The sequence below is a fragment of the Mycolicibacterium smegmatis genome (genome assembly GCF_001457595.1).
GTDB lineage: Bacteria > Actinomycetota > Actinomycetes > Mycobacteriales > Mycobacteriaceae > Mycobacterium > Mycobacterium smegmatis.
Genome location: NZ_LN831039.1, coordinates 4,604,999 through 4,621,511 on the forward strand (window position 1 = coordinate 4,604,999; position 16,513 = coordinate 4,621,511).

Sequence of the window (16,513 nt, forward strand, 5' to 3'; positions counted from 1 at the left end):
GTGGAGGCTACCCTATATTCGGGTGACCGATTTCGCCTACCCCCGAGGTCCAGCCGTGACTCTGACCACGCCCCACCCCCGCCCCGAGCAATCCGAATCTGCAGCTCGATCAAGCCTGCTGGCCGGATTCACGCCGTTTCCGGCCGAGCGCGCACAGGCCTACCGGGCAGCCGGGTACTGGCGAGACCAGCTACTGGATTCGGTGCTGCGGACGGCGGCCCGCACATGGCCGGACCACATCGCGGTGATCGATGCGGACCACCGGCACACGTACGCCGAACTCGACCGCCTCGCCGACCGCGCCGCGGCAGGTATCGCGGGCCTGGGCATCGGCCCCGGCGACCGTGTGCTGGTCCAGCTGCCCAACACCGCGGAGTTCGCCGTCGCACTGTTCGGCCTGCTGCGCGCGGGCGCGGTGCCCGTCATGTGCCTGCCCGGGCACCGGCTCGCCGAGCTCACGCATTTCGCCGAGGTCAGCTCGGCGGTGGCGCTCGTCGCGGCCGACACCGCAGGTGGTTTCGACCACCGCGACCTCGCACGTGAACTCGTGAGGTCCCATCCGAACGTGCGCCACGTCCTCGTCGACGGCGACGCTGCGGAGTTCCTGTCCTGGGCGGAGGTGACGCGGGCGGCGTCGGGACCCGTCCCCGACATCGCACCAGATCCGGCCACCCCGGCGCTGCTGCTCGTGTCGGGCGGCACCACCGGTGCGCCGAAACTCATCCCGCGCACACATCAGGACTACGTCTACAACGCCACGGCCAGTGCCGAGCTGTGCCGGCTGACCGCCGACGACGTCTACCTCGTGGCGCTGCCCGCCGCCCACAACTTCCCACTGGCGTGCCCCGGCCTGCTCGGTGCGATGACCGTCGGTGCCACCACGGTGTTCACCACCGACCCGAGCCCCGAGGCCGCGTTCGCCGCGATCGACGAACACGGCGTCACGGTCACCGCACTGGTGCCTGCGCTGGCCAAGCTGTGGGCGCAGGCGTGTGCGTGGGAACCCTTGGCTCCCAAGACGCTGCGCCTGCTCCAGGTGGGCGGGGCCAAGCTGGCTGCGCCGGACGCGGCGCTGGTGCGCGGGGCCCTCACCCCGGGACTGCAGCAGGTGTTCGGCATGGCCGAGGGCCTGCTGAACTACACCCGCATAGGCGATCCCCCCGAGGTGCTGGAGAACACCCAGGGCCGCCCGTTGTCACCGGACGACGAGATCCGCATCGTCGACGAGGTCGGCAACGAGGTGCCGCCAGGCGCCGAGGGGGAACTGCTGGTGCGCGGACCGTACACGCTCAACGGCTATTTCAACGCCGAGGCCGCCAACGAGCGCTCGTTCAGCCCGGACGGCTTCTACCGCAGCGGCGACCGGGTACGCCGCTTCGCCGACGGCCCGCTCGCCGGGTATCTGGAGGTGACCGGCCGGATCAAGGACGTCATCGTGCGCGGCGGCGAGAACGTCTCCGCACTCGATCTCGAAGAGCACCTGCTGACCCACCCGAGCGTGTGGGCCGCCGCAGCGGTTGCGCTGCCCGACGAGTTCCTCGGCGAGAAGATCTGCGCCGTGGTCGTTTTCAACGGACCCCCGGTCAGCCTGGCCGAGTTGCACGCGCATCTGGAGCAGCGCGGCGTCGCTGCCCACAGCAGGCACGACGCGCTGGTCCCGATGCCGAGCCTGCCCACCACGGCCGTCGGCAAGATCGACAAGAAGGCGATCGTGCGTCAGCTCGGCGGGTAGGTCCGCCTCAGCGCCGGCCGAGTTCGATCAGCTCTTCGACCAGGTCGCGCGCGGCGGTGATCGGTTTGGTGGAGCGTTCCAGTTTCGACCCGAGAAGCGCGCCGTCATAGAGCAACTGGATGCGCCGGGCCAACGCGACCGGAGATCCGACCCCTGCCTGCTTCAGCAGGCCGGCCAACGTGGATCGCAGCCACGCGCGGTGCGCCCGGACCGGTTCGAGCTCGACGCCGGGGTATTCGGTGGCGGCGTTGGCGTACAGGCAGCCTCGAAAATCGCGCCGGGCCGCATTCCGCGACGCGAGGTCGAAAAAGGTCAGGACACGCTGCACCGGATCCTCCACCCCGGCGACCGTTTGCTCCCAGCGGTTGCGATCAGCGTGATCCAAATTGGCGAGATAGGCGATCACCAACGCGTCTTTCGAGCCGTATGTGCTGTAGAGGGAGGCCTTGGCAACCCCCGCCTCGCGCAGGATCAGGTCGATGCCGACGGCGCGAATGCCCTGGCCGGCGAACAGTTCGGAGGCTGTGTTGAGCAGGCGTTGTGCCGGCGGCAGGGAAACAGCCTGGTGCGCAGACTTTGGGGCAATGGCGGGCCGGGTCGTGCTCATGGCGACAGGGTAACCCGAAAACGGCAATAGACAGCCCTGTCTGTCTATGCCACCGTGATGTCGTACCGCTCCTGCGACGCCGAGGAAGTCACGTGACTCTTCATCTCTACGAAATCACCCCCGAAGCCACCGACACGGCCGCGGTGGGCCAGCTGATCAAACGGGCCGATGCCGAAATCGCCGGTCACGGTGGCGAACTGATCGAGTCAGAGGTCACCGCCCAGGGCCGTCGGGTCTTCGTGATCGCCGAGTTCGCTGCCGAGGCGGCCACTTTGGACACCGCCGGACTGGGCGCTGCCGCCGTCGACGGCCCACACCGGGTACGACTCGTCGGAGCAGACCTGGCGGAGCTCAAAGCCGCCCGCCCGCAGGCCGGTTATCTGGTCGAGTGGGATCTGCCTGCAGATCTGGACATGGAGTCCTACCTGGCCCGCAAGAAGGCCAACTCCCCCAAGTACGCGGATGTGCCCGAAGTGCGGTTCCTGCGCACCTATGTCCGTGAAGACATGGACAAGTGCCTGTGTCTGTACGACGCGCCGGACGAGGCCGCGGTGCGACGCGCGCGCGATGCGGTGAGCGCGCCCATCGACCGCCTGCACGGATTGGACGGGCAACTTCCATGACCGCCATGCTCGCGGACTCGGCCCTCGACCGGGTTGCGCGCACCGTGGCGGCGCGTGCCGCCGAACTCGACGAGCAGCGCACCGATGTCCGCACCGACCTGGCCGAACTCGGGCGGGAAGGACTGCTCGACCTCGACCTGCCCGGCATGGTGCGCGTCATCGACGAGGTGTCCGCCCACAGCTTGGCTGTCGGCTTCTCCACCTGGGCTCACCACATGAGCCTGCGATATCTGAACGCCTCGTCCACCGGTGGGTTCGACGAGCAGATCAGCGCCCTGGCCGCGGCACGCAAGATCGGTGTCACCGCGATGGCCGCCGGGCTCAAGCAGATCGCCGGTCTCGGCCAGGTGCCGGTCACCGGCGACAACGACGGCTCGGATCTGATCGTCAGCGGGCCGATCCGGTGGGCCACCAACGTGTTTCCCGACGCTTTGATGGTGCTGCCGGTGCGCGTCGGTGAGCACACCGTCGTCGTCGCGGTGGGCACCGGCGACGATGGTGTCACCGTCGACCCGGCCCCACCGCTCACCGCGCTCGGGGCCACCGCTTCGACGTCATTGCACCTGAACGAGGTTCGCGTTGCGGCAGATCAGGTTCTCGCCACCGACCTGGCTGCGTTCGTCGCCAGAATCCGGCCCGCGTTCCTGTTGTTACAGACGGCTTTCTGTGTCGGCATCACACGCGCGGCTCTGACCGCGGCCACGGAGGCGCACACCGGCCCGCTGGCACGGTTCGGCGCGGAACTCGACGACGCGGCCACCCGCGCCGCCGACATCCGAGCACGGCTGTACGGGTGGGCCTCGGACCCCGGCACGGCGACGGTGCCCGACCTGATCCGGCTGCGATTGGATGCCGCACATGCAGCGGTGGACGTCACCCGGCTGGAGCTGTCGCTGACCGGTGGTGTCGGCTACACCCTGGGAAGCGCCGCCAACAGGCGTTTCCGGGAGGCCGCGTTCCTGCCCGTGCAATCACCGTCGGAAGGACAACTGCGGTGGGAACTCACGCGCTACGAATAGCGCACGGCACCAGACGGTTCGGCGGGACGCCTGCGCTGGCCGACATCGACCTGCAGATCCACACAGGAGAGTTTCTCGCGGTGCTCGGCCCCAGCGGCAGCGGCAAGTCGACGCTGCTGCGGATCTGCGCCGGCCTGGATGCCCTGACCTCCGGCACCTTGACCTGGTCGGGTGACGGCAGCCGGCCGCGTACGGGCGTGGTCTTCCAACAGCCCCTGCTCATGCCGTGGCTGACCGTCGCGGACAACGTGGCTTTCGCGCGCCGGTTCACGGCACAGCGCAAGGGGTTCGATCCCGGGTACGCCGCCAGGCTCATCACCAGATTCGGCCTCGACGACCTCGCCGACCGCTACCCCGACGAGTTGTCGGGCGGTCAGGCCCAGCGGGTCGCCATCCTGCGCGCCGTCGCCACCCGTCCTCAGCTGCTACTTCTCGACGAACCCTTCAGCGCGCTGGACCCGGCCACTCGCGGCGATCTGGCCGGGTGGCTGAGGGACCTGGCACGAGAACTCGACGTCACGGTCGTACTCGTCACCCACGACGTCGACGAAGCGCTCGCTTTGGCGCAGCGCATCGTGCTGCTCGACGCAGGCAGTATCCGCGCGGAGTGGACAGTGCGCGGCGACGGACTCCCCACGCGGAGCGAAATTCTCGCCCACTACCGCGCCGACCCCGCGGTGGAGGTGTCGTGACGGCCCTGACCCGACGCGCGCTGCTGGCCGGGGCGGGCGGATTGACCGCTGCCGGTGGGCTCTTCGGCCTCGGCGGGCTCGCACACAGCGCACTCTTCAGCGCACCGGATGCCGGCGGTGCGCTCCGGGTGGGCTACCTGCCCATCACCGACGCCGCACCGCTGTTGATCGCCCACAGCGCCGGGCTGTATCCCGCCTGGGCGGTGAGCACGTCACGTCCGGTGCTCTTCAGGAGTTGGGCCGCCCTGGCGGAGGCCTTCATCTCGCGCCAGATCGATATTGCCCACCTGCTGATGCCGATGGCCGTCCAGTTGCGCTACACCCTGGGTGCCGGGGTACGGGTGCTGGGCTGGAACCACACCAACGGATCGGCGCTCACGGTCGCGCCGCGCGTCCAGGAACTGGGCGATCTCGCAGGCAGCCAGGTGGCCATCCCGTTCTGGTGGTCGATACACAACGTCGTGCTGCAACAGCTGCTGCGGGCGCATGGCCTGCGACCGGTGGTGCGGCGCGGCGCTTCTCGCTCCGAACGGACCGTGGAACTCGTCGTGATGAGCCCCTCGGACATGGTGCCCGCTCTGGCCAACGGCACGCTCGGCGGTTACGTGGTGGCAGATCCGTTCAACGCCGCCGCGCAGATCAAGAAGATCGGCCGTATCCACACGTTCCTCGGCGATGTCTGGCGTGATCACGCCTGCTGCGCGCTGGTCACGCGGGACGATGTCATCGCCGGTCGCCCACAGGCGGTACAGGCCGTCGCCCATGCGGTGGTGGGGGCGCAGCTCCGCATCGACGCCGACCGCGCGGCCGCCGCGGCGGCCTTGACCGAGGGCCGATACCTCCCGCAACCCACACCAGCTGTGACTCTCGCGCTGACCTACCCGAATCCGCCCTACCCGCTTGCGCATCCGGATTGGCTGCCCCAGCGCCTGGGTTTCCGGCCCTTCCCGTATCCGAGCTTCACGCGCCGCCTCGTCGAGGCCATGTGTGACACCGTCGTCGACGGCGACCGCAAATTCCTCGACCGGCTCGACCCCGCTGCGGTTCACGACGATCTCGTCGAGGACCGATTCGTCCGCAGATCCATGAGCGCTCACGGCGGACCTGACGCCTTCGGACCGACCGCCGATCTCACCAGAACCGAACAGGTGCAATTCTCATGACCATCGCCGGCACTCGAAATGGCCCGACAACCGCCGGTGAAGTGAGCTGGCAGCGCCGGTGCGCGCCGCCCATCACCGCGATCCTGATCGCAATCGCCCTGTGGTGGTTTGCGACCTCGGTGCTCAGCGGACCAGAATCGGTGCTGCGCCAGACCGCACCGCAGCATGTCGTCCCGGCACTGAGCGGGCTCCTCGAACGCCAGGTGCTGCTCGGGGATCTCGGAGTCAGCCTGTGGCGCTTGTCGATCGGCCTGGCCGTCGCCACCGTGATCGGCATGCCGCTCGGCTTGTTGATCGGTTCCTCCCGCATCGCCGAACGCGCCGGCGGACCGATCATCGCCTTCCTACGGATGATCTCGCCACTGTCGTGGACACCGATCGCGCTGGCCGTGTTCGGCATCGGTAACCAGCCCGTGGTCTTCCTCGTCGCGGTCGCCGCGGTCTGGCCCGTGCTGCTCAACACCGCGGCCGGCGTGCGCGCGGTCGATCCGGGTCTGCTCAACGTGGCGCGCTCGTTTCACGCCACGCGCTGGGAAATGATGCTCGCGGTCATCCTGCCTGCGATCCGCACCCACGTTCAGACCGGGATCCGGCTGGCGCTGGGCGTGGCGTGGATCGTTCTCGTGCCCGCCGAGATGCTCGGCGTACGTTCGGGATTGGGTTATCAGATCCTCAACGCCCGAGACCAACTGGCATACGACCAGGTGGTGGCGGTCATCGTCGTCATCGGCATACTGGGGTTTCTGCTCGACACCACGGCGCGCTGGCTGTTGAACCCGGCCCGCCGGGCCTAGACCCGCGGCACCAGGTGCGGCGCAAGGGTGGTGAGTTTCTCGCAGGTCTCCTCGAACTCACGCTCGGGGGTCGACTCGGCGATGATGCCCGCCCCGGCGCGCAGCCACGTCGCGCCGTGCGCCTCGTAGGCCGATCGCAACGTCAGCGCGGCGTCCATCGCGCCGTCGGCCGAGAACGTCACCACCGCACCCGAGTACAGCCCGCGCGGCGCCTCGTCGAGACGCAGGATCGCGTCCATGCTCTCGGCCTTGGGGATGCCGGACGCGGTCACGGCCGGGAACAGGGCCTCCAGCGCGTGCATGCGGTCCATCGAACCCTTGAGCCTGCCGCCCACGGTCGATCCGAGGTGCTGCACGCTGCCGCGTTCGCGCACCGTCATGAAGTCGAGCACCACGGCCGTGCCGGCCTCGGCGACCTCCTCGATCTCCGATATCGATGTCTTGACCGAGATGGCGTGCTCCACAATCTCTTTCGGGTTCGACACCAGGTCTTCGCGGGCCGCGCGGTCGTCGTCGGCGCCGCGGCCGAAGGCCCGGGTCCCGGCCAGCGGTTCGGTGATCACCGTGCCGTCGGCGTGCACCGCGGCGACCAGTTCAGGGCTGAAGCCCAGGGCCCGGATTCCACTGAGACGCAACAGGAACGAGCGGGCCGGGGTGTTGTTGCGCCGTCCCACGCGGTAGGTGGCCGGAAAGTCCACGGCGAAGGGAAGTTCGAGGCGCCGCGACAGGATCACCTTCTGGTAGCGCCCACCGGTGATCTCGCCGATGGCCGTCGCGACGCGGTCGCGGTAGCGGGACCCGTCGGCGCGCACGTCGACCGCGGTCGACACGGGCGCAGGCCCGATTGTCCCGGCGAGCAGACGGCGCACGGCCTCGACCTGCCGCTCGTCGGCGCCGATCAGCTCGACGCGTCCGTCGGCGACGACGATCCGCGTCCGCGGCGCCAGCACGCGCGCCAGCGGCGTCCCGGGCTTCAGGTGCTCCTGCAGTCCGAACCGGTAGGTGCCGAACTCGAACGCCACCCAGCCGAACAGCTGCTCGGTCTCCAACAGCAGCCGGTCGACGGCCTCGCCGAGCGCCGCGCCGGGGCGCCCCGTCCACGGCTGGGACTGCACGACGTCGTCGGAGATGACCCGGATCTCGTCGGAATCGAGTTCGATGACGGCGCGGACACCCGCGGCGAGCGTCCACTGCCTGTCACGCTCGTAGACGACGTACTCCTCGCCGTCGCGTTCGGGAAGTGCGCGCGCCAGCTCGGCGACAAAGTCGACAGGGTCCGCACCAGGAGGCAGCGAAAGCCCCGTCACCTCGGCGTTTTCGGATGCAGTCTCGATACCGGCCTGTGTCACAGCAAGTAAATGTAGCCTAACCTAGCTACGAAAGGTGCACCACGCCGTCAGGCCAGCAGTGCGCGCACCACACCGTCGGCCAGTAACCTCCCACGGTCGGTCAGCACCACGCGCTCACCCGCGGTGTCGAGCAGGCCCTCCGCGACGATCTCGGGCACCCGCGCGCGCTCGTCGGCCGCGAGGTCGTCCAACGCCAGACCGCGCCGCAACCGCAACCGCAACATCACGTCCTCGGTGTGCCGGTCGGCCGCGTCGAGCACCTCGAAATCGGCGATGGGCAGCGCGCCTTCGGCAAGGGTCTGTGCATATGCGTTGGGGTGCTTGGCGTTCCACCACCGTGTCGCGTTGAGGAAGCCATGCGCACCGGGACCTGCGCCCCACCATTCTCCGCCGTCCCAGTAGCCGAGGTTGTGCAGGCACTCACCGCCGGGTCTGCTCCAGTTCGACACCTCGTACCACGCGAAACCAGCGGCCGACAGCTGCGCGTCGAGCAGTTCGTAGCGGTGCGCGAGCACGTCGTCGTCGGGTGCGGCGATCTCGCCCCGGCGAACACGCCGCGCCAGCGCGGTCCCGTCCTCGACCACCAGCGCGTAGCCGGACACGTGGTCCACGCCCGCGTGCACGGCCGCATCGACCGAGCGAAGCAGATCGTCGTCGGACTCCCCCGGCGTGCCGTAGATGAGGTCGAGGTTGACGTGCTCGAAGCCCGCGGCCTTGGCCTCGGCCACCGCGGCCGGCGCGCGCCCCGGCGAGTGCGTGCGGTTGAGCACCGCCAGCACATGCGGCGCCACCGACTGCATGCCGAGCGAGATGCGGGTGTAGCCCGCGTTGCGCAGCGCCGCGAACAGCTCGGGTGACGTCGACTCGGGGTTCGCTTCTGTGGTGACCTCGGCGCCGGTGGCCAGCACGAAGTTGTCGCGCACCGCGTCGAGCACCGCGCTCAGGCCGTCCCCGCCCAACAACGAGGGCGTACCGCCGCCGACGAACACCGTCTGCACCGCCAGCGCACCCACCCGCTCAGCGGCCAGGCGCAGTTCGACGCGCAACGCCTCCAGCCAGCCCTCGGGGTTGGCGCCGCCGAGCTCGGACGGTGTGTAGGTGTTGAAGTCGCAGTACCCGCAGCGTGTCGCGCAGAACGGGACATGGATGTAGATGCCGAAGGGCCGGCCCGGTGTGGGGGCCAGATCGGGCTGGCCGAGGGGCGCGGTCCGGGTGGTCATCTCTTGATTTTCCCAGACTGTCCAGCGGAGACTTTTGCTCACCCTGAGCGCAAATCTGGGCCGGTTAGGGCCGGTGGGCGCATACGTGGCAGAATGGGCGCGTGACTTCCGCCCGCAACAGCATCACCGGCGTATCGCTGGTGGCCCGGCGGCATGTCGACTTCAAGCGTGTTTGTAGCTGTTGCTGTCTGCCTTGATCCTGCGTTGATTTCGGAACCTAGCCCACCCAGAATTTTCAGCTGGCCCGGATCTGCGCCGCCGGACAGCCACCGGTGATCAGCGCGATCCGTACGCCGGCTCCTTCACGAAGGAGCATCCACAGTGACATCTTCCGAGGCACCAGCCAAAACGGCTGAGAAGCCCGCACCCAAGACACGGCCTGCCAAGCGCCCCCGCGGCGAGGGCCAGTGGGCACTCGGTTACCGCGAGCCGCTCAACGCCAACGAGCAGGCCAAGAAGGACGACAACCCGCTCAACGTGCGGGCGCGCATCGAGAACATCTACGCCAAGAACGGCTTCGAGAGCATCGACAAGGGCGACCTGCGCGGCCGGTTCCGCTGGTGGGGCCTGTACACGCAGCGCAAGCCCGGGTACGACGGCACCTGGACCGGTGACGAGAACACCGACATGCTCGAAGACGAGTACTTCATGCTGCGCGTGCGCTGCGATGGTGGCGCGCTGACCACTGCAGCGCTGCGCACGCTCGGCGGCATCTCGACCGAGTTCGCGCGCGACACCGCCGACATCTCCGACCGCGAGAACGTCCAGTACCACTGGATCCAGGTCGAGAACATGCCCGAGATCTGGAAGCGCCTCGACGCCGTCGGCCTGCAGACCACCGAGGCGTGCGGCGACTGCCCGCGTGTGGTCCTCGGCTCGCCGCTGGCCGGTGAGTCCCTCGACGAGGTGATCGACGGGACCCCCGCGATCGACGAGATCGTGCGCCGCTACATCGGCAAGCCCGAGTACTCGAACCTGCCGCGCAAGTTCAAGACCGCGATCTCGGGGCTTCAGGACGTGGTCCACGAGGTCAACGACGTCGCGTTCATCGGCGTCAACCACCCCGAGCACGGCCCGGGCTTCGACCTGTGGGTCGGTGGCGGCCTGTCGACCAACCCGATGCTGGCCCAGCGCGTCGGGGTGTGGGTGCCGCTCGACGAGGTGCCCGACGTCTGGGAGGGCGTCGTCAGCATCTTCCGCGACTACGGTTACCGGCGTCTGCGGTCGAAGGCGCGGCTGAAGTTCCTGATCAAGGACTGGGGCGTCGAAAAGTTCAGGGAAGTGCTGGAAACCGAGTACCTCAAGCGCCCCCTGATCGACGGCCCGGCACCCGAACCGGTGACCCGCCCCATCGACCACGTCGGTGTGCAGAAGCTCAAGAACGGCCTCAACGCCGTGGGCGTCGCCCCGATCGCGGGTCGCGTCTCGGGCACGATCCTGACCAAGGTGGCCGATCTCGCCGAGGCGGCCGGGTCCGACCGGATCCGCTTCACGCCGTACCAGAAGCTGATCATCCTCGACGTGCCCGACGACAAGATCGACGAACTGCGCGCTGGCCTCGACGCGCTCGGCCTGCCGTCGACGCCGTCGCACTGGCGCCGCAACCTCATGGCGTGCACGGGTATCGAGTTCTGCAAGCTGAGCTTCGCCGAGACCCGTAAGCGGGCCCAGGTGCTGGTTCCCGAGCTGGAGAAGCGGCTCGACGACATCAACGCCCAGCTCGACGTGCCCATCACGGTCAACATCAACGGCTGCCCCAACTCGTGCGCGCGTATCCAGGTCGCCGATATCGGGTTCAAGGGCCAGATGGTCGACGATGGCAACGGCCCCGAGGAGGGTTTCCAGGTGCATCTGGGCGGCAGCCTGGGCCTGGACAGCGGGTTCGGCCGCAAGCTGCGCCAGCACAAGGTGCTCTCGTCCGAGCTCGGCGACTACATCGAGCGCGTCGTGCGCAACTTCGTGAAACAACGCGAGGACGGCGAGCGTTTCGCCCAGTGGGCCGTGCGGGCCGACGAAGCGGATTTGAGGTAGGCAACGTGACCGACGTGACGACGTCAACGGAGAACGAACTGCGCGAACTCGCCGAGCGCGGCGCGGCCGAGCTCGCGGACGCGAGCGCCGAGGAGCTGCTGCGCTGGACCGACGAGCACTTCGGCGGCAACTACGTGGTGGCATCGAACATGCAGGACGCGGTGCTCGTCGAGATGGCCGCCAAGGTGCGTCCCGGCGTGGACGTGCTGTTCCTCGACACCGGATACCACTTCGCCGAGACCATCGGCACGCGTGATGCCGTCGAGGCGGTCTACGACGTGCACGTGGTCAACGTGACCCCCGAGCGCACGGTCGCCGAGCAGGACGAACTGCTGGGCAAGGATCTGTTCGCGCGTGACCCCGGTGAGTGCTGCCGGCTGCGCAAGGTGGTGCCGTTGACCAACGCGCTCAAGGGTTATTCGGCGTGGGTCACCGGCATCCGCCGGGTCGAGGCGCCCACCCGGGCCAACGCCCCGTTGATCAGCTGGGACAACGCGTTCGGCCTGGTGAAGATCAACCCGATCGCGGCGTGGACCGACGAGGACATGCAGAACTACATCGACGCCAACGGCATCCTGGTCAATCCCCTTGTCTACGAAGGTTATCCGTCGATCGGCTGCGCGCCCTGCACCAGTAAGCCGATTCCCGGGGCCGATCCGCGCAGTGGCCGCTGGGCCGGGCTGTCCAAGACCGAATGCGGGCTGCACGTCTCGTGACGCTCGTCCTGACCGCACACGGCAGCGCGGATCCGCGTTCGTCGGCCAATGCCCACGCTATCGCCGGGCATGTGCGGCGCCTGTTGCCCGACACCGAGGTCCGTGTCGCGTTCTGTGAGCAGAACGAACCGAATCTCGCCGACGTCCTCACGGCTGTCGAAGCCGGTTCCGTGGTGGTGCCCCTGCTGCTCGCCAGCGCCTACCACGCACGCATCGACATCCCGGCGCTGATCGCGCAGACCGGTGCCGACGTGGTGCAGGCCGATGTGCTCGGGAACGATCCGCGCCTCCTGCAGGTGATGCGGGAACGCCTCACCGCCCTTGGTGTTTCACGCTTCGATTCGTCTCTCGGCGTGGTGCTCACCGGCGTCGGGTCCTCACACGCCGCGGCCAACGCGCGCACCGCGGAACTCGCCGCCGATCTGGCCGAGGGCACCCGGTGGGTCGGCACGCACGTCGCGTTCGCGACCGGGCAGGATCCGTCCGTGAGCCGGGCCGTCGAGCGGTTGCGCGCCCGGGGAGCGACGCGACTGGTGATCGCGCCGTGGTTCCTGGCGCACGGCCGCATCACCGACCGCGTCGCCGAATATGCCCGCCGCGAAGGCATTCCGATGGCCGAACCGCTCGGCCCGCACCGCCTCGTCGCCGCCACGGTGCTCGACCGCTACGAAGAGGCGATCGAGGCCCGCACCGCCGGTTTCGCCGCCTAGACTCCCCTGCCGCGCCGGCTACTGCGCCAGTGCGGCGTCGGCGTTCACGTTGTTGGTGGCGGTCCGCGGCACCTGGGCCTCACCCGCGATGTGCGGTACGCGCGTCGCGCGCACGTACACCGTGTCGCCCTCTTCCAACCCGAGCGCCTCGGCGTCGCCCCGCGTGATCTGCGCGGTGAACGGCACATGCGATGCGGCGCTGGTGAGTTCGACGCGCACCTCGAAGCCCAGCATCACGATGCGGTCGATCGTGGCGCGCAGCACCCCGGTGGCCTCGGCCGTGCCGTCGCTCGCGGCGATCGCCATCTCCGGGGTGCGACCCACCCGGATATCGTGCGGACGCACCAGGGTCCCGTTGATCTCCGACACCGCACCGAGAAACGACATCACGAACGCGTTGGCCGGCTGGTCGTACACCTCGGTCGGCGACCCGATCTGTTCGATGCGGCCCTTGTTGAGCACGGCGATGCGGTCGGCCACATCGAGCGCCTCCGACTGGTCGTGGGTCACCAGCACCGTGGTGACGTGCACCTCGTCGTGCAGGCGACGCAGCCACGTCCGCAGGTCGTCACGGACCTTGGCGTCCAGCGCACCGAACGGTTCGTCGAGCAGCAGCACCTGCGGATCCACCGCGAGTGCACGGGCCAGGGCCATGCGCTGACGCTGACCGCCGGACAGCTGGTTGGGATAGCGGGTCTGGAAGCCGCTGAGCCCCACGACTTCCAGGAGGTTGTCCACACGCTCGGCGATCTCGGCCTTGGGACGCTTGCGGATCTTCAGGCCGAAGGCCACGTTGTCGCGCACCGACAGGTGCTTGAACGCCGCATAGTGCTGGAACACGAAACCGATACCGCGCTGCTGCGGGGGCACCCCGGTGACGTCACGCCCGTTGATGGTGACGGTGCCCGAATCGGGCTGATCCAATCCGGCGATGGCCCGCAGCAGTGTCGACTTGCCCGAACCGCTGGGGCCCAGCAGCGCGGTCAGCGAGCCGGAGGGCACCTCGAAGTCGATGTTGTCGAGCGCCGCGAAATCGCCGTAGTGCTTGTTGGCGCCGCGCACCACGATCGCGCTCGTGTTGGTTTGCGTACTGGTGTCAGACATCGCCCCTCACCCCTTCTAAGACTGTTCGGCCTTGGCGCGGCGCTTGTCAAGAAGCACCTGGGCCACCAGGACCACGACCGCGACCGCCATGAGCAACGTCGATATGGCGTAGGCGCCGTACACGGAATCGGCGGTGCCGCGGTTGTACCGGTCGGCCACCAGCAGGGTCAGCGTCTGCGAGACACCCGGCAGGTTGGACGACACCATGATCACCGCACCGAATTCGCCGAGCGTGCGGGCGATGGTCAGCACGATGCCGTACGTCAGGCCCCACCGGATCGACGGCAGCGTGATGCGCCAGAAGGTCTGCCACCAGGTCGATCCCAGCGTGGCCGCGGCCTCCTCCTGATCGGTGCCGATCTCGTGGAGCACGGGTTCGACCTCGCGGATGACGAACGGCACCGTCACGAAGATGCTCGCCAGCACGATGCCAGGGAAGCCGAAGATGATCTTCAAGCCCAGGTTGTTCTCGACGAAACCGAACAACCCCGCCGAGCCCCACAGGAGGATGAGCGCGACGCCGACCACCACGGGCGACACCGCGAACGGCAGGTCGATGACGGCCTGCAGCGCACTCTTGCCGCGGAACTTGTTGCGTGCCAGCACCAGGGCCGTCGGCACGCCGAACAACACGTTGAGCGGCACCACGATCGCGACCACCAGCAGCGACAGGTTCAGCGCCGAGATCGCCGCAGGTGTCGAGATCGACGTGACGAAAGCGCCGATGCCCGGTGCGAACGTGCGCCACAGGATCAGGCCCACCGGCACCACGACCAGCACCAGGATGTAGGCCAACGCGGTGAAGCGCAGCAGCCGGCGCACGACAGGTGAGAGCGTCATCCCTCGAGCTCCTCACGTTTGGCGGCGCGCGCGCCCACGGCGCGCAGCACGAACAGCACCGCGAACGAGATCACCAGCAGCACAATCGAGATCGCCGCGGCACCGGTGCGGTCGTCGTTCTCGATGAGGGTGCGGATCCACTGCGACGACACCTCGGTCTTGCCGGGCACCGCGCCGCCGATCAGCACGACGGAGCCGAATTCGCCGATGGCGCGCGAGAACGCCAGGCCCGCGCCCGACAACAGGGCGGGCAGCAGGGCAGGCAGGATCACGCGCAGGAAGATGGTGCGGTTGCCGGCGCCCAGGGACGCCGCGGCCTCCTCGACCTCGCGGTCGAGTTCGAGCAGCACGGGTTGCACCGAGCGCACCACGAACGGCAGCGTCACGAACAGCAGCGCGATGCCGACGCCCCATTTGGTGTGCTGCAGGTGCAGGTCCACCGGGCTGGCCGGGCCGTACAGGGCCAGCATCACGAGGCTGGCCACGATGGTCGGAAGCGCGAACGGCAGATCGATCACCGAGTCGACGATGCGCTTGCCGGGGAACTCGTCACGGGTCAGCACCCACGCGACCAGCAGGCCGAACACCGCGTTCACGACCGTCACGCCCGCGGAGATCGTCAGCGTGACCTGGAAGCTGTCGACCGCCGCGTTGGAGGTCACGGCGCGCCAGAACGCGTCCCAGCCACCACCGGCGGCCTGCCAAAGGATCGCGGCCAGCGGCAGCAGCACGATCACGCTCAACCAGATCGACGCCGCGCCCACGCGCAGCGAGGTACTGCCGTAGCGTCCACGGGCCGCGCGGGGAGCGGGTGCTCCCGGCGCGGCCGTCGACGCCTCGGCGGGTGCGGTCATCCAGTGGCCTGCTTGTAGATCTTGGTGATGGTGCCGTTGTCCTTGTCGAACAGCGACGGATCGACGGCGTCCCAGCCACCGAGGTCGTCGACCGTCCACAGCTTCTCCGGCGCCGGGAAGTCCGCGGCGAACTCGGCGGCGACCGCGGGGTCGACGGGCCGGAAGCCGGCCTCGGCCCAGATCTTCTGGCCCTCGGGGGTGAACACGAAGTTCTTCAGCGCGTTGGCCGCCTCCGAGTGCGACGTGGTGTTGACGACCGCGACCGGATTCTCGATCTTGAAGGTCTGCGGCGGGTTGACGTGCTCGACGGGCTTGCCCTGCCGCTCGACGTAGATCGCCTCGTTCTCGTAGCTGATCAGCACGTCGCCCGTGCCCTGCAGGAACACGTCGGTGGCTTCACGGCCCGAGCCCGGGCGGGTCTTGACGTGCTCGGTGACCAGCTTGTTGACGAAGTCGATGCCCGCCTCGGGGTCCTGACCGCCGTTGCTCTTCGCGGCGTACGGCGCCAGCAGGTTCCACTTGGCCGAACCCGAGCTCAGCGGACTCGGGGTGACCACCTCGAGCCCCGGCTGCAACAGATCGTCCCAGTCCTTGATGCCCTTGGGGTTGCCCTGGCGCACGACGAGCGAAACCACCGAACCGAACGGGATGCCCTTGGTGGCGCCGGCATTCCAGTCCTCGGCGACCTTGCCGGCCTTGACCAGACGGGTGATGTCGGGTTCGACCGAGAAGTTGACGATGTCGGCGGGCTTGCCGTCGACGACGGCGCGCGACTGGTCACCGGAGGCACCGAAGGACGTGCGCACCGCGACACCCTTGCCCTCATCGGTGGCGGTGAACGCGGGGATGATCTTGCTCCAACCCGGCTCCGGCACGGCGTAGGCGACCAGCGTCAGCGTGGTCTCGGCGTTCGCGTCGGCACCGCCGTCGTCGCCTGCGACGTCACTCGCGCCGCCGCCGCAGCCGACGGCGAGGATGCCGGTGGCGGCGAGTGCTGTGGCGGTGCGCCAGAACTTGAACTTGGTGAGCTTCTCGGTGGTGGGCACTGATGACCTTTCC

17 protein-coding genes are annotated in these 16,513 nt (G+C 68.7%); 10 read left to right on the top strand and 7 right to left on the bottom strand.

Annotated elements, in window-relative coordinates; translation table 11 throughout:
* Positions 1-61: 61 nt before the first annotated feature.
* Positions 62-1,732 (top strand): (2,3-dihydroxybenzoyl)adenylate synthase, encoded by a 1,671-nt coding sequence (locus tag AT701_RS22060; RefSeq protein ID WP_275718054.1) that lies wholly within the window; start codon positions 62-64, stop codon positions 1,730-1,732.
* Between the two features lie 7 nt (positions 1,733-1,739).
* On the opposite strand, the gene AT701_RS22065 is transcribed toward AT701_RS22060, so the two are convergent.
* The gene (locus AT701_RS22065) at positions 1,740-2,339 is read right to left on the bottom strand and encodes a TetR/AcrR family transcriptional regulator (protein WP_174519610.1); all 600 of its coding nucleotides are present in this window, start codon (positions 2,337-2,339) and stop codon (positions 1,740-1,742) included.
* Positions 2,340-2,431: 92 nt separating this feature from the next.
* Here AT701_RS22065 and AT701_RS22070 point away from each other — a divergent pair, with 92 nt between their 5' ends.
* The 5 genes from AT701_RS22070 to AT701_RS22090 are packed head-to-tail and all read left to right on the top strand — an operon-like array spanning position 2,432 to position 6,630.
* Positions 2,432-2,962 carry a DUF4242 domain-containing protein gene (locus tag AT701_RS22070; protein ID WP_003895885.1) on the top strand — a complete coding sequence of 177 codons (531 nt, stop codon included), beginning with the start codon at positions 2,432-2,434 and terminating at the stop codon, positions 2,960-2,962.
* Positions 2,959-3,981: an acyl-CoA dehydrogenase family protein gene (locus AT701_RS22075; protein ID WP_003895886.1), complete on the top strand. Its 1,023-nt coding sequence runs from the start codon at positions 2,959-2,961 to the stop codon at positions 3,979-3,981. Before AT701_RS22070 ends, AT701_RS22075 begins: the two co-directional genes overlap by 4 nt.
* A complete protein-coding gene (locus tag AT701_RS22080) occupies positions 3,957-4,673 on the top strand; it encodes an ABC transporter ATP-binding protein (protein WP_003895887.1) in 717 nt (238 codons plus the stop codon). The genes AT701_RS22075 and AT701_RS22080 overlap by 25 nt, the downstream gene beginning before the upstream one ends.
* The gene (locus AT701_RS22085; RefSeq protein WP_058126592.1) at positions 4,670-5,836 is read left to right on the top strand and encodes an ABC transporter substrate-binding protein; all 1,167 of its coding nucleotides are present in this window, start codon (positions 4,670-4,672) and stop codon (positions 5,834-5,836) included. The genes AT701_RS22080 and AT701_RS22085 overlap by 4 nt, the downstream gene beginning before the upstream one ends.
* On the top strand, positions 5,833-6,630 hold the full coding sequence (locus AT701_RS22090) for an ABC transporter permease (protein WP_003895889.1): 798 nt from the start codon (positions 5,833-5,835) through the stop codon (positions 6,628-6,630). The genes AT701_RS22085 and AT701_RS22090 overlap by 4 nt, the downstream gene beginning before the upstream one ends.
* Here AT701_RS22090 and mbtI read toward each other — a convergent pair.
* Together mbtI and hemW are read right to left on the bottom strand one after the other, a co-directional pair.
* Positions 6,627-7,979, bottom strand: a complete 1,353-nt coding sequence (gene mbtI, locus AT701_RS22095) for a mycobactin biosynthesis salicylate synthase MbtI (RefSeq protein ID WP_011729893.1) — start codon at positions 7,977-7,979, stop codon at positions 6,627-6,629. The genes AT701_RS22090 and mbtI overlap by 4 nt on opposite strands.
* Positions 7,980-8,026: 47 nt before the next feature.
* A complete protein-coding gene (hemW, locus tag AT701_RS22100; RefSeq protein ID WP_011729894.1) occupies positions 8,027-9,199 on the bottom strand; it encodes a radical SAM family heme chaperone HemW in 1,173 nt (390 codons plus the stop codon).
* Positions 9,200-9,339: 140 nt separating this feature from the next.
* Between hemW and AT701_RS36085 the strand changes: the two genes are divergently transcribed.
* The 4 genes from AT701_RS36085 (at position 9,340) to AT701_RS22120 (ending at position 12,656) form a co-directional block, all read left to right on the top strand.
* The gene (locus AT701_RS36085) at positions 9,340-9,396 is read left to right on the top strand and encodes an Ms4527A family Cys-rich leader peptide (protein WP_353612280.1); all 57 of its coding nucleotides are present in this window, start codon (positions 9,340-9,342) and stop codon (positions 9,394-9,396) included.
* Positions 9,397-9,520: 124 nt separating this feature from the next.
* Complete coding sequence (locus AT701_RS22110; protein ID WP_011729896.1) at positions 9,521-11,230, top strand: nitrite/sulfite reductase; 1,710 nt, start codon at positions 9,521-9,523, stop codon at positions 11,228-11,230.
* 5 nt (positions 11,231-11,235) lie between these two features.
* Complete coding sequence (locus AT701_RS22115) at positions 11,236-11,946, top strand: phosphoadenylyl-sulfate reductase (protein WP_036453447.1); 711 nt, start codon at positions 11,236-11,238, stop codon at positions 11,944-11,946.
* On the top strand, positions 11,925-12,656 hold the full coding sequence (locus AT701_RS22120; RefSeq protein WP_014878057.1) for a sirohydrochlorin chelatase: 732 nt from the start codon (positions 11,925-11,927) through the stop codon (positions 12,654-12,656). The genes AT701_RS22115 and AT701_RS22120 overlap by 22 nt, the downstream gene beginning before the upstream one ends.
* 18 nt (positions 12,657-12,674) lie before the next feature.
* On the opposite strand, the gene AT701_RS22125 is transcribed toward AT701_RS22120, so the two are convergent.
* From AT701_RS22125 to AT701_RS22140, 4 genes are read right to left on the bottom strand one after another with little or no spacing between them, the layout of a single operon-like run.
* Entirely contained in the window at positions 12,675-13,760 is a 1,086-nt protein-coding gene (locus tag AT701_RS22125; protein WP_058126593.1) for a sulfate/molybdate ABC transporter ATP-binding protein, read from the bottom strand.
* 15 nt (positions 13,761-13,775) lie between these two features.
* Entirely contained in the window at positions 13,776-14,600 is an 825-nt protein-coding gene (gene cysW, locus AT701_RS22130) for a sulfate ABC transporter permease subunit CysW (protein WP_003895897.1), read from the bottom strand.
* The gene (gene cysT / locus AT701_RS22135) at positions 14,597-15,454 is read right to left on the bottom strand and encodes a sulfate ABC transporter permease subunit CysT (protein ID WP_003895898.1); all 858 of its coding nucleotides are present in this window, start codon (positions 15,452-15,454) and stop codon (positions 14,597-14,599) included. Before cysT ends, cysW begins: the two co-directional genes overlap by 4 nt.
* The gene (locus tag AT701_RS22140) at positions 15,451-16,500 is read right to left on the bottom strand and encodes a sulfate ABC transporter substrate-binding protein (RefSeq protein ID WP_058126594.1); all 1,050 of its coding nucleotides are present in this window, start codon (positions 16,498-16,500) and stop codon (positions 15,451-15,453) included. The genes cysT and AT701_RS22140 overlap by 4 nt, the downstream gene beginning before the upstream one ends.
* Between the last annotated feature and the right edge of the window lie 13 nt (positions 16,501-16,513).